Genomic DNA, 13928 nt, shown 5'->3' on the forward strand with positions numbered 1-13928 from the left:
CAAAAAATGCGGCCCGGGTGTTGACCCGGGCCGTAGTTATATCCATAAGCCGCGCCGCCCGAGATGGGAGAACCCATCCGCAACAGGGGTAAGGCAAACAGGGGACGCTTGCATGATCGAGGTTATTGACCTCCACCGTCATTTTGGCGGATTTCGTGCCGTTGACGGTGCATCGTTAAAGATCGCCACCGGGTCGATCACGGGGTTGATCGGTCCGAATGGGGCTGGCAAGACCACATTGTTCAACGTGATCGCAGGACGATTGAAGCCAACCAGCGGCACGGTTCGCATGGATGGGGAAGACATCACCGGCCTGCCCCCGCATGAGCTGTTTCACAAAGGCCTGCTGCGGACGTTCCAGATCGCCCATGAATTCGGCTCCATGTCCTGTCTTGAAAACCTGATGATGGTTCCAGCCGGACAAATGGGTGAAACGCTATGGAATGCGTGGTTTAGCCGTAAGGCGGTGAAGGCCGAAGAAGAGCGCATCCGTGAAAAAGCACATGACGTGCTGAAATTTCTGACCATTGACCATTTGGCCGATCAAAAGGCCAGCCAGATTTCAGGCGGTCAGAAAAAGCTTTTGGAATTGGGGCGCACCATGATGGTTGACGCCAAGATCGTGTTTCTGGACGAGGTCGGCGCTGGTGTAAACCGCACCCTGTTGAACACCATCGGTGACGCCATCGTGCGGTTGAACGAAGAGCGTGGGTATACCTTCTGTGTCATCGAGCACGACATGGATTTCATCGCCCGCCTCTGCAACCCTGTGATCTGTATGGCCGAAGGCAAGGTTCTGGCCGAAGGAACCGTGGACGAGGTCAAGAACGATGAGCGTGTCATCGAGGCTTATCTGGGCACGGGCCTGAAGAACAAGGTGAAAGAGGAGCACGCCCATGGCTGAGCCGTTTCTGATCGGGGATGCCATGACGGGCGGCTACGGCGGCGCGGATATCCTTCACGATTGCACCATTGCCGTGGATAAGGGCCAAATTGCCGTAATCGTTGGGCCGAACGGCGCCGGCAAATCGACTGCCATGAAGGCTGTGTTTGGCATGTTGAATGTCCGCAAGGGGGCAGTTCGGCTGAACGGCGAAAACATCACCTCATTGACGCCGCAAGCGCGTGTGGCAAAGGGGATGGCTTTCGTCCCGCAGACCCATAACATTTTCACGTCGATGTCTGTTCAGGAAAACCTCGAGATGGGGGCTTTCCTGCGGCGTGACGACATTGCGGACACGATGGAGCAGGTTTATCACCTGTTCCCGATCCTAAAGGAAAAGCGCCATCAGGCGGCCGGGGAACTGTCTGGTGGACAGCGCCAGCAGGTCGCCGTTGGCCGCGCCCTGATGACCAAGCCTTCGGTCCTTATGCTGGATGAACCGACCGCAGGCGTCTCACCGATCGTGATGGATGAACTTTTCGACCGGATCATCGAGGTGGCCCGGACGGGGATTTCCATCCTAATGGTGGAGCAGAACGCGCGCCAAGCTCTTGAAATCGCGGATCGCGGTTATGTTTTGGTGCAAGGTGCGAACCGATTCACAGATACCGGAAAGGCACTCTTGGCGGATCCAGAAGTTCGCCGGAGTTTCTTGGGGGGATGAGGGATGAAAACAGAAGCTTTGTCCTTTACGCCTCGGTCTTCATCGTTCTTGCCGTTGTCATCATCACGGCCAGCACGGCCTTTGGCGGCCCGCTTCCCTTTCACAGCCACCACGGAGGCTGACGCATGGATATCCTGAACGCCCTTGTGGCCTTCTTGAATTTCGTTTTCGTGCCGGGACTTGCCTATGGCGCCCAGCTTGCGCTTGGAGCTTTGGGGGCAACCCTGATCTACGGCATCTTGCGGTTTTCGAACTTTGCCCATGGGGATACCATGGCGTTTGGAACCATGGTCGTGATCCTGTTCACATGGTGGTTCCAGTCGATGGGCATCACCTTTGGTGTTTTGCCGACGGCGTTGCTGGCCCTGCCCTTTGGAATCGCGGTCACTTCTTTGCTTTTGCTGGCGACCGACAAAGTCGTCTATCAGTACTATCGGCGGGTTAAGGCGGCACCGGTGATCTTGGTGATCGTGTCCTTGGGTGTGATGTTCATCATGAACGGCGTCACACGTTTCATCATCGGTGTGCAGGACATCAACTTTGCGGATGGTGGCAGGTTCATTATCACGGCGGGTGACTTCAAAGCGATGACCGGCCTGCAAGAAGGTCTTGCCATCAAGGCAACCCAGGGCGTGACGGTTGGGGTGGCGATCATCGCAGTGACCGCTCTCTTCTGGTTCTTGCAAAAGACCCGCACCGGGAAATCCATGCGCGCTTTTGCTGATAACGAGGATCTTGCCCTGCTGTCTGGCATCAACCCCGATCGTGTCGTGGCCGTGACCTGGATCATCGCCGCAGCCTTGGCCACGACAGCTGGTACGCTCTACGGGCTGGATAAGTCGTTCAAAGCCTTCACCTATTTCCAGCTATTGCTGCCAATCTTCGCCGCAGCCATCGTCGGTGGCCTTGGCAACCCGTTGGGCGCCATCGCTGGCGGTTTTGTCATCGCTTTTTCCGAGGTGACAGTGACCTATGCCTGGAAAAAGGTCGTGGGATACCTTGTTTCGGCAGATATTGCCCCCGAAGGACTCCTGCAACTCATGTCTACAGACTATAAATTCGCCGTCAGCTTCGCGATCCTGATCATCGTGCTTCTGTTCATGCCGACGGGTCTGTTCAAGGGGAAATCGGTATGAGCGGCGCACAGATGACAGCCCAAACGACGGCGAACAGCATGTCAAAGAACCTGCTGCTTTTTGCGGCCGTTGCCCTGCTTTTCATTCTGACGGGCATCTTTCAAAGCTGGAACCTGACCCTTGCCATTCTGAACATGGCCTTGATCTCATCAATCATGGCCTTGGGCGTGAACATGCAATGGGGCTATGCTGGTCTCTTCTCCACAGGGACAATGGGCTTCACCGCACTAGGCGGCCTTGCCGTCGTGCTGGTCTCGGCAGATCCGGTTCCCGGCGCTTGGGCCTTGGGCGGCCCCGGCATCCTGCTTGGACTTGTGATCGGCGCCCTGTCGATTGTTGCCGCGATCTTTGCCTACAAACGTCTGCCGAAAGGCCGCACCCGCACGGTTGGCACTGCTGCGGTTCTGATCGTTGGACTGTTCATCTTCCGCGCCGTATTCGACCCGGCCGTTGCCGCAGTTGAATCAAACAACCCGGCCACGGCAGGCAATCTTGGCGGCTTTGGTCTGCCGGTGCTCTTGTCATGGCCTGCTGGCGGATTGCTAGCAGCCGCAGCGGCATGGGCCATTGGCAAGACCGCTCTTGGCTTGCGGTCAGACTATCTGGCCATTGCCACGCTTGGGATCGCAGAAATCATCATCGCGGTGCTAAAGAACGAAGACTGGTTGGCACGCGGCGTGAAGAACGTGATCCAGCTTCCCCGTCCGCTGGTCGTGCCCTATGAAGTCAATCTTCAGCAACAGGCAGGCTTTCTGAACTGGGCAGCAAATTGGGGTTTTGACCCTGCAACGGCTTCGTCGATCATAGTCAAGCTGATCTATTGCGCTTTGTTTTCCATTGTTCTGCTGGGCGTCATCTGGCTGTCCGAAACCGCTCTGAAATCGCCTTGGGGCCGTATGATGCGCGCCATTCGTGACAACGAGGTCGCTGCGGAAGCCATGGGCAAAGATGTGACGCGCCGCCACCTGCATATCTTCATCATCGGCTCTGCCGTGATCGGGATGGCTGGTGCAATGATGACGACGCTGGACAGCCAATTGACCCCCGGAACTTACAACCCTTTGCGCTTTACCTTCCTGATCTGGGTGATGGTGATCGTCGGTGGATCGGGCAACAACTGGGGCTCGATGCTGGGCGGCTTCCTGATCTGGTGGCTTTGGGTCATGGTCGAGCCGATGGGCCTTTGGCTCATGCAGACAATTACCACGCCCATGGGTGATGGCTGGCTGAAAAGCCATCTGCTCGAAAGCGCTGCACATATGCGCCTTCTGACTATGGGTGTGGTTCTGCTTTTGGTTCTGCGCTTCTCGCCTAAGGGGCTTATGCCTGAAAAATAACGCGTTCGCGTTAAACATATTGGCCGATAAAACCTGCTCTTTCCCTATCGCTGAGGCTGTAACATCCGATATTCGAAGGGGAAAGAATGCTTTGCATAACAAAGGTCACTGCGGCGCTACCGGTCGCAGGAATGGCTCCTTTGCCATTTGAATGATAGTTTAGCATCAATGGCCAAGATCCACAGCCGTTCATGCCACCGGGCAGAGCGTACAGCCAATACGGGTGGTGCCGCGCCACCGCAACCGTCCGCTCCTCTCAATTATCGGATGTCGACGTTGCCAGCATGCCGATGCGATGGCCGCAGAAGAGATGACATATCGTTCACAGCGCCTTTGACTCAGCGGTACCGATAGCGCCGTGTGAAATTACCCGTCACTATCGGTCTATCGGTTAGGCTGCAGCTGGAATTTGCAGACGAAAGGTGGTTCCCACGCCCGGTGTCGATACAAAATCAAGTTCACAGCCGATCAGGGCCGCAAGACGTCTCGCCACGGTCAATCCGATCCCTGCGCCCAGCTTTGTGCTGTTTTCATGCCCCAAACGTTCAAAGGGTTCGAACACCCGGTCACGCATGGTCTCGGCTATCCCCTCGCCCGTGTCTTCGATTTCTACAGTCACGAAAGCCAGACGATCTTGCAGGCATCGAACTGTCACAGTTCCGCCGGGTCGATTGTACTTCAGCGCGTTTGACACCAGCTGCTCCAGAATGCGCCGCACCAACTTTGGGTCGGTTGTCACATTTGGCAAGGTCGCACCATGTTCTTCATTCAGCGTCAGTCCTAGCCGCTCCGCATCTGGCCGCGCCGCGGCTATGACGTCTTCGGCGACACTTCGGATTGAAACCGTTTTCGTTCGGGCTTCGATTTGATCCTGATCGACAAGGCTTAGCTCCAGAACGCCATCAATAAGAGACAAGAGGTCGTTTCCTGCGCGGGCGATACCGTTCACATGTCCCATGCGCTCAGTGTCCAAAGGTTTGCCTTCGGAAAGCAGCAACAAGTCGGTGTGGCCGAAAATGGACGTCAGAGGTGTCCGCAGTTCATGGCTCATGGCTGAAATAAACGCAGATTTACTTCTGCTGACCGATGCAAGCTTTTCAGCCATGCCGATAAGATGTTTACGCGCACGCTCGATCTCAAGAACAGGCGAAGGCGCAGAGCGCACCGTATCGTCCCCTTTGACTGTGCGCGCCATCTCCTCTTCCAGGTCTGCGAGTGGTTTGGCAACAATTGCGCTCATCTTCTCTGACCGCATCCAGAGGAGCAGAAAATAGACCCCGTAGAAAACAATCAGAACAACCGTCATGAGTTGGGTGATGGTACCCAATGTGCTGCGAAGGGCGACGGTATTTGCCAGAAGACTATCAACCCCTGCCACGCCAATCAGTTTCCAATCTGTACCGACAACTGTCGACCAAGAGGCGATGACGGGCCGGCCCAGATTAAGCTCAATGGATCCAGCATCAGCACCCTGCATGGCAAGCGCAAGCGGCCCCAGATCCTTCCGTCGGAACAGGTTGAACTCTGACGGTTTGAATGTGTCTTGCAGAATAGCCTCGCTGTACTGGTGTTCCAGCAACTCCGAAACATTCAGATCAACTTCGCCAGCCGGAGGAAGCGCCAGCAAAGTACCATCACGTCCAACCAGCATGGCGTAACTGTCAGGACCAAAGTTGAAATTAAGCACCTGTTCGACGATCGAGCGAACTGTGACGTCAATCCCAACCACCGCTTCAAGGCGCTCGGCCCCCATCACAGGCGCAATGGCCGAGACCATCCAACCAGATCCCGCCGGATCAATATAGGCATCCGTCCAGACGACCTTGCCAGAAGGGTTATGTTCGACATCAGCTTCGTAGTAAAAGTTATAGCTGGGGATATCCATTTTGGGGGCATAGATTTCCAGCACGTCGAAGTACGGATAAATCCGGTTCAGACTGTCCCATGTATTCAGATAGACTTGAGTTATCAGTGGCTCGGACCCGACGATTTGTTTCATCAAGGGATCGAGGCTGACAGTGCGCCACACCTTTTCCTGCTCTTCCGGACCCACAGGCATGAAACCGCTGTAGAAAACGGCGGACCCTCCATTGTCGACTGTTGAGTAGAACACGCCATCCGGAGAATAGGCATGCCGCGCCTTTTCTTCCGCACTCACAACCGCCGGTGTGCTTAACGCACGTCCAGTCTCGCCTGCATAAAGCTTGGTCATGGCAGAGACGGTCTGCAATCTTGCCGAAATCGTTTCTGCTTCTCGCATCGTCGCATCGGTCAACGCATTCTTTGAAATCGTCGTTACGGCCTCTGCCCCTCGATCAAAAACGAATTCGCCCGTTCCCCAATAGATGCCAAGAAAGGTCAGTTCGATCAGCAAAATTGGCACGAGGGCAGCGCCCACATAAGACCGCCAGAACCATGTGCGCAGGCTGAATGAAGCTGAAGGACGGCGATCGTCTACGAACATGTCTGCAATATTCCGGTTTCGATATTTGTTCAGACGATATCAGATACTGCAAACCATTGAACTTATACGTCTGAATAGGATCGGCCTCTAGCTAGACCAGACCAACCCACATAAGCGACATTTTTTGTCGCAAGGTGACATGCCGTTGCCGCGGGACAGGGCAACTGTACCTTCAGATCGAAAAAGGAATAGTCTTATGAAAACCCATACACGCGTGGTCGTTATTGGTGGCGGTGTCGTCGGCTGTTCGGTTCTGTATCACTTGACCAAACTGGGTTGGTCGGACGTGATGCTGATCGAGCGCAGCGAATTGACCTCTGGCTCGACCTGGCACGCGGCGGGGGGATTTCACACCCTGAACGGCGACACCAATATGGCGGCGCTGCAAGGCTATACAATCCGGCTTTACAAAGAACTTGAGGCGATCACTGGCATGTCCTGCGGATTGCATCACGTTGGCGGCATTACTTTGGCCGACAATCAGGCGCGGTTCGAAATGCTAAAGGCCGAACGTGCCAAGCACCGCTATATGGGCCTTGATACCGAAATCATCGGGCCAGAGGAAATCAACAAGCTAACCGATGGCATGGTCAATCTTAACGGGATCATTGGCGCGCTGTACGATCCGCTTGATGGCCACCTCGACCCTTCGGGCACCACCCATGCCTATGCCAAAGCGGCGCGCATGGGCGGCGCGGAAATCGTTCTTCATAACCGCGTCCTGGAAACAAACCCCACAGCCGAGGGCTGGGAAGTCGTCACCGAAAAAGGCACCGTTTACTGCGAACATTTGGTAAATGCTGGCGGCCTCTGGGCACGCGAGGTGGGTGCAATGGCCGGTGTCTATCTGCCGCTCTTGCCAATGGCGCACCAGTATCTTGTCACCGACGACATTCCCGAGATCATGGATTTCCTGAAATCTGGACGGGAATTCCCGCATGTGATGGATCCGGGCGGCGAAAGCTATCTGCGGCAAGAAGGTCGCGGCCTGTGCATCGGATTCTATGAAAAGCCCTGCGAACCTTGGTCGGTGGATACAACGCCTTGGAACTTTGGGCACGAGTTATTGAACGAGCAGTTCGACAAGATCGAGGATTCAGTCAACTTCGCCTATCGCCGCTTCCCTGTGCTGGAACGCACAGGCGTCAAGCGCGTGATCCACGGCCCCTTCACCTTTGCCCCAGACGGCAACCCCCTAATCGGTCCCGTTCCCGGGCTGCGCAATTATTGGTCCGCCTGCGCCGTGATGGCGGGCTTCAGCCAAGGCGGCGGCATGGGCTTGGCGCTTGCCCAATGGATGATCGAGGGCGAAGTTGAACGCGACCCGCGCGGCTTTGACGTTAGCCGTTTTGGCAACTGGACTTCGCCCGGCTACACCGTTCCCAAGGTGATTGAGAACTACCAGATGCGCTTCTCGGTCAGCTATCCGAACGAGGAACGCCCCGCCGCACGCCCCTTCCGCACGACGCCAATGTACGAAGTTTTCGACAAGATGAATGCTGTCTGGGGCCAGCAATACGGGCTGGAAGTGGTCAATTACTTCGCGCTACCGGGCGAGCCACGCTATGAAACGCCCAGCTTCAAACGATCGAACGCTTGGGAAGCGACGCGCCAAGAGGTTCACGCCTTGCGCAATGGTGTCGGCATTAACGAACTTCAGAACTTTGGCAAATATCGCGTTACCGGGATCGGTGCGCGCGACTGGCTGAACAAGATCATGGCAGGGGCCATTCCGAAACCGGGCCGTCTATCACTGACCCCGATGCTCGCCCATTCCGGCAAGATCATCGGTGATTTCACCGTCTCTTGTCTGTCGGAAACCGAATTCATGCTGACCGCCAGCTATGGCGCACAAGGTTGGCATGGCCGCTGGTTTGAACAGAATGCTGCTTCGGATGTCACGGTCGAGAATATCTCTGACAGCCGTTCGGGCTTTACCATTGCTGGCCCCAAGGCACGGGAACTTCTGTCTCGTGTCACCCGCGCCGATGTCTCGGCCGAGGCTTTCCGCTTCATGGACGTAAAGCGCCTGACCGTCGGGATGGCCAATTGCCTCGTCCAACGTGTCAGTTACACAGCCGACCTTGGCTTTGAAATCTTCTGCGACCAGATGTCGGTCCGTCACCTTTGGGACGTTCTGATGAAACACGGTGTCGACCTTGGAATCCGCCCCTTCGGCATGCGGGCGATGATGTCCTTGCGCCTTGATAAATGGTTCGGCAGCTGGGGCCGCGAATTTAGCCCCGACTATACCCCTGCGGAAACTGGGCTCGACAAATTCATAAGATGGAACAAGGACTTCATCGGCAAAGCTGCGGCAGAGGCTGAACGTAGTACGGGACCATCCCGCCGGCTTGTGTCCTTTGTGGTTGAGGCTGGAGATGCCGATGTTGTCGCGTGGGAGCCAATCTGGCTGGACGGCGCCGTCGTAGGCTATTGCACCTCGGGCGGCTTTAGCCATTGGACCGGAAAATCTGCCGCAATGGGTTTCCTGCCAGCAGACCAAGTGAAGGATGGGCTCTCATGCGAGATTGAAATCCTTGGCGAGCGCCGCAAGGCCACGGTTCACCTTGCCCCACTTTGGGATGATGGCGGTCGTATGCGAGACTAAGCCGTTCATGCGCTTGAAGGTATCGACGGGGGGCTGTCAGCCCCCCGTATCTATTCTGCCGCAATCGCAGCCGGGCTTCCGCCAGACCGCAGCGCCGCCAATAGAACTTCTCTGCGTTTGGCAGCCTTTGCCTGATTGGCTTCTTTCACTGGCCCAAAACCGCGGATCGAAAGCGGCAACTCTGCCAACTCAATGGCTAGGTCAATTTTCTCGACCGACATCAAGCTCAGAACTTCATCCATGTCCTTTTCATATTCCGCGATAAGGGCACGTTCCATTCGGCGCTCAGCGGTTCTTCCAAAAGGATCAAAGGCCGTGCCGCGCAAACCCTTCAATCGCGCCAAAAGACGGAACATAGGTAGAAACTTTTCCGAAAACGCCCGCTTTACCGGACGCCCATTCGAACCTTTCTTAGATAACAACGGCGGGGCCAGATGAAAGGTCATTTCAAACTCGCCGTCGAAGGTGCCTTCGGCCTTGCTTCGCGTCTCTAGGATCATCCGGGCAACTTCGTATTCATCCTTATAGGCCAAAAGCTTGTGATAGCCCTTGGCTACTGCCAGACGGAGCTTTGGATTCTCGACCCGGTTGACCAGTTTCAAATACCGCTCGGCCAAGGCGGGCCCTTGAAAGGTAACCAACTGTTCTGCCCGATACGCGATCGGGTCGATTTTTACGCCATCTTCTGATTTCTGGCTTCCCTTGGTCATGGCCAACGCCAGTTCAGGATGAACAATGGCCCATCGACCAATGTCAAAAGCGCGCAAGTTCGCGTCAACTGCCGCTCCATTCAGACGGATCGCCTCTCGAATGGAGTCTAGGGTAAGCGGAACCAATCCCTGCTGCCACGCTCCACCAAAGATCATCATGTTGGAATAGATGGAATCGCTCATAGTCACCCGCGCCAGTTCAGAGGCATCGAAAAGCGCGAGCTTGTCTTTCAAGCGCGCTTCCAACGCCAATGTCAGGCGATCTGTCGGCAGAAAGAACTCTGTGTTGCGGGTGAAATCGCCAGTGATGATCTCATGGTTATTGACCACGGCCCCGGTTCTGCCCGGACGTGTCAGCCCCAACGTCTTGGCCCCAGCGCTGACAACCAGATCGCCCCCAATCAACGCATCACATTCGCCGGTGGCCACGCGCACGGCCGTAATATCCTCTGGGCGGTTGGCCAAACGGCAATGGATGTGAACTGCGCCGCCTTTCTGGGCAAGGCCGGCCATTTCCATCATCCCTGCCCCCTTGCCATCAAGCTGCGCCGCTTGCGCCATAACAGCCCCAAGGGTCACGACGCCTGTGCCGCCAACCCCGGTGATAACCACATTCCATGTCCCGTCGATTGCGGGAAGTTCGGGCATTGGGAGATCAGGTAAATCCAAAACCGCCGTCGCAGACTTTCGCAGCTTTGCCCCCTCGACCGTCACGAAAGACGGGCAAAACCCATTCACACAAGAGAAATCCTTGTTGCAGCTTGACTGATCAATGGCCCGCTTGCGACCGAGTTCAGTTTCCACCGGCACGATGGACACACAGTTCGATTGCACTCCACAATCACCGCACCCTTCGCAAATATCGGTGTTGATAAACACACGCTTGTCCGGGTCCGGAAATTGTCCACGCTTGCGGCGCCGGCGTTTCTCGGCGGCACAGGTCTGGATGTATAGCAACACCGAGACGCCCGGCACCTTGGTGCAGGCGTCTTGGACCTGCCCCAGTTCAGCACGCTCATGGAATTCCAGGCCTGATGGGAAGGTCGACAAATCGACGCCTTCCTTTTCATCATAAACGACGAAAATCTTTTGAACTCCCATCGCCTTTACTTCAGCAGCGATGCGTTGCGCGGTCAGGCCTCCTTCGTTGGGCTGGCCACCCGTCATGGCAACTGCATCGTTGAAAAGGATCTTGTAGGTTATGTTCGCATCCGACGCCAAAGCGGCGCGAATGGCCTGGACGCCCGAATGGTTGTACGTCCCGTCACCAAGGTTCTGGAACACATGCCCTCGCGTAGAAAACGGCGCTTCGCCAATCCAGTTCGCGCCTTCGCCTCCCATATGCGTGTAACCGCTGGTGCCCCGGTCCATCCACATCGCCATGATGTGGCAACCAATTCCTGCGTAGGCACGGCTGCCTTCGGGGAGCTTCGTCGAGATGTTGTGCGGGCAGCCCGAACAAAAATATGGCGTCCGACTGGCAATGTCCTTTGCATTATCCCCGGCCTGAGCCTGATGCAGCACCTCAAGACCTGCACGAATAGCCTCGGTCCCGCGCCCTTCCTCAATCAAAATCTGACCGATCTTTTCGGCCACCAAAACCGGATCCAAGGCACCGCGCGTCGGGAACAATTCGTCCCGGTGCATGCTTCCCGCGCCCCCCTTGTACCAGCCATAAACCCGGCGCCCCCGGCGGTCGTCAAAGATCGCTTCTTTGATCTGCACTTCGATCAACTTACGCTTTTCCTCGACCACAACGATCAGATCCAGCCCCTCGGCCCAGTCGTGGAAGCCTTGCATATCCATCGGGAAGGTCTGACCGATCTTGTAGGTGGTGATCCCCAGCCGTTCTGCCCCGGTCGCATCGATATTCAAAAGACGCAGGGCATGTTCCAAATCCAACCAGTTTTTGCCGGCCGCAACAAAGCCGATCCGCGCACCAGACTTGCCCCAAACACGGCGGTCTATCCCATTGGCGCGCGCAAAAGCCTCGGCTGCATAGCGCTTATAATCAATCATTCGTGCCTCTTGCGGCACCCAATGGTCGTTCAAGCGGATGTTTAACCCGCCTTCAGGCATTGCAAAATCAGGCTTCACAAAATGCATTCGATCTGGCCTGCCATCGACCACAGAGGTCACCTCAACGGTGTCTTTCATCGTCTTCAAGCCAACCCAAAGGCCCGAAAACCGTGAAAGGGCAAAGCCATAAAGCCCGAAATCCAAGATTTCCTGCACTCCGGCAGGCGACAGAACGGGCATGTAGGCATCAACCATTGCCCAATCTGATTGGTGACAGACAGTCGAGCTTTCTCCGGTATGGTCATCTCCCATGGCCATCAGAACACCGCCATGGCGCGACGAACCCGCCATATTCGCGTGACGCATCACGTCGCCAGAACGGTCAACGCCCGGCCCTTTGCCGTACCATAGCCCAAAGACGCCGTCGAACTTGCCTTCCCCACGCAACTCTGCCTGCTGCGTACCCCAAAGCGCTGTCGCCGCGAGATCTTCGTTCAGCCCTTCGTGAAAGGTGATGTCGTTAGCGTTCAACACCTTTTGCGACCGATGCATCTGCTGATCGACCGCCCCAAGGGGTGAGCCGCGATAGCCACTGACATAGCCAGCCGTGTTCAATCCTGCAGCCCTGTCCCGTGCTTTTTGCATCAACATCATACGAACCAAGGCCTGTGTCCCGTTCAACAAGACAGGCGACTTGGTCAAGTCCAACCGATCTACCAATGAAATCTGCTGCTTCGTCATGATCGCGCCTCCTCGATGCCGATCGACCATATTCATATACGGTTGATCGCCTCCCCTTTCGATATTAGGTCATAATTTATGACCTATAAAGGCAAAAGTTGACAAGCGGCTCGAATATCCCGCAAGCGGTTGTTATCGCTTTACAGTTTGCCCGCAGTGCATAGCAAACTTGGCCAATCCCCACCCAAATCTGCAAGGTCCATTAGTTCAGGCGCTGCACTTTCCAGTTGACCCACTGACCATGAAACCCCGCCCGGCCCATAGAAACCCGCTGATCACCCGGCCACAAGCGCAACGTTAGAGCCGCACCGTTGGGATTGGCATCGGCCTCCATCCCAAACCAAGCCAGCGGTCTTTGAGGTGTTGCCAAGGCGCCAGCGCTTTGCATCGCGGCCGCAATTTTTGCCTTCGTTTCGACGGGGAAATATTGGTGAGCGATCGTGTGAAAGACGAAGTGGCAACTAGATTCCGACGCCGGGTTCAATCGTTTAGAAAGCCACTCCGCCGCATCGCCTTTGTCGACCGGCACAGCAAACTCTCGGGCCAGTTCAAGCGCCATCGTCGCGCGTTCAAGGCGGTCCAGTTGGTCTGGCCAGACATAGGCTATTAGTCTTTCCGCATCCAAGTCAGGATGCATTGGTGAAAGGTCGACGCCCCGGCGCTCGACAATCTCAAGCCTGCGTTCCTGGGGCATTTGCCCAGACCAGTCCGGTCGCAGCAAAACGCCCCCATCGCGAGCCCGCGACGAACCGTCTGGCACAAGGGCGTAGCGGTCAAAATTCAGGTTCAACCCTGCGCTTGCGCCCAATTCCGACAATCGCAACGGAAGCGCCGTCTGCGTTGCGACCCATCTTGCAGCCGCGATTAGAACCGCGCTCCGCCCAACTTCATTGGTCTGCGGCGGCAATTTCACCCATTCGCATAGCCAGTCGTCATACCGTTCCAAGGCAAGGCGTAGCGCAGGTTCAAGACCGCCTGATTGGTTCGGCGGATAGGCTTTGGCAAGATCGGGAACCTTACCCGCGCGCACCAGAAAGTGCAGACCACCAGCCACCCTTAGCGGAAGCGATGCCCCGCGCGAACTGACGTCCCCCGGCCATTCCAAGAGTCGTTTGAACAGGCGCGGTGCAAATGCAAGAACTTCCGGTAGTAAAAGCATCAAAGCTGCTGTGAAAGACGATCCAAGGGATTCACAGGATTTGGACTGTGAAGAAAACGCCTCTGCGAGTCTATGATCCAAACGGCACCTCTTACCAAAACCGCAAAAGCAATTTGCTCCGAAATATCAGTAAAACAACACGTT

The 13928-nt window shown here is 56.0% G+C and carries 9 protein-coding genes; 6 read left to right on the top strand and 3 right to left on the bottom strand.

Annotated features, from left to right (window positions below; translation table 11 throughout):
- The first annotated feature begins 112 nt into the window (after positions 1–112).
- From ACSBLW_RS05540 to ACSBLW_RS05560, 5 genes are read left to right on the top strand one after another with little or no spacing between them, the layout of a single operon-like run.
- Positions 113–904, top strand: a complete 792-nt coding sequence (locus ACSBLW_RS05540; RefSeq protein ID WP_435259237.1) for an ABC transporter ATP-binding protein — start codon at positions 113–115, stop codon at positions 902–904.
- Positions 897–1607 carry an ABC transporter ATP-binding protein gene (locus tag ACSBLW_RS05545; RefSeq protein ID WP_435259238.1) on the top strand — a complete coding sequence of 237 codons (711 nt, stop codon included), beginning with the start codon at positions 897–899 and terminating at the stop codon, positions 1605–1607. Before ACSBLW_RS05540 ends, ACSBLW_RS05545 begins: the two co-directional genes overlap by 8 nt.
- On the top strand, positions 1604–1729 hold the full coding sequence (locus ACSBLW_RS05550) for a hypothetical protein (RefSeq protein ID WP_435259239.1): 126 nt from the start codon (positions 1604–1606) through the stop codon (positions 1727–1729). The genes ACSBLW_RS05545 and ACSBLW_RS05550 overlap by 4 nt, the downstream gene beginning before the upstream one ends.
- A gap of 3 nt (positions 1730–1732) precedes the next feature.
- Positions 1733–2743 (top strand): branched-chain amino acid ABC transporter permease, encoded by a 1011-nt coding sequence (locus tag ACSBLW_RS05555; protein ID WP_435259240.1) that lies wholly within the window; start codon positions 1733–1735, stop codon positions 2741–2743.
- Between the two features lie 38 nt (positions 2744–2781).
- A complete protein-coding gene (locus ACSBLW_RS05560; protein ID WP_435260049.1) occupies positions 2782–4080 on the top strand; it encodes a branched-chain amino acid ABC transporter permease in 1299 nt (432 codons plus the stop codon).
- A gap of 391 nt (positions 4081–4471) precedes the next feature.
- Here the strand turns inward: ACSBLW_RS05560 and ACSBLW_RS05565 are convergent, their stop codons facing one another.
- Positions 4472–6544, bottom strand: a complete 2073-nt coding sequence (locus ACSBLW_RS05565) for a sensor histidine kinase (RefSeq protein WP_435259241.1) — start codon at positions 6542–6544, stop codon at positions 4472–4474.
- 196 nt (positions 6545–6740) lie between these two features.
- Here ACSBLW_RS05565 and ACSBLW_RS05570 point away from each other — a divergent pair, with 196 nt between their 5' ends.
- Positions 6741–9155 (top strand): GcvT family protein, encoded by a 2415-nt coding sequence (locus ACSBLW_RS05570; protein ID WP_435259242.1) that lies wholly within the window; start codon positions 6741–6743, stop codon positions 9153–9155.
- A gap of 50 nt (positions 9156–9205) precedes the next feature.
- Here the strand turns inward: ACSBLW_RS05570 and ACSBLW_RS05575 are convergent, their stop codons facing one another.
- A complete protein-coding gene (locus tag ACSBLW_RS05575; RefSeq protein WP_435259243.1) occupies positions 9206–12625 on the bottom strand; it encodes an indolepyruvate ferredoxin oxidoreductase family protein in 3420 nt (1139 codons plus the stop codon).
- A gap of 202 nt (positions 12626–12827) precedes the next feature.
- A complete protein-coding gene (locus ACSBLW_RS05580; protein ID WP_435259244.1) occupies positions 12828–13865 on the bottom strand; it encodes a DUF2332 domain-containing protein in 1038 nt (345 codons plus the stop codon).
- Positions 13866–13928 lie beyond the last annotated feature (63 nt).

The organism is Thioclava sp. FR2 (assembly GCF_051200875.1).
Lineage (GTDB): Bacteria > Pseudomonadota > Alphaproteobacteria > Rhodobacterales > Rhodobacteraceae > Pseudotabrizicola.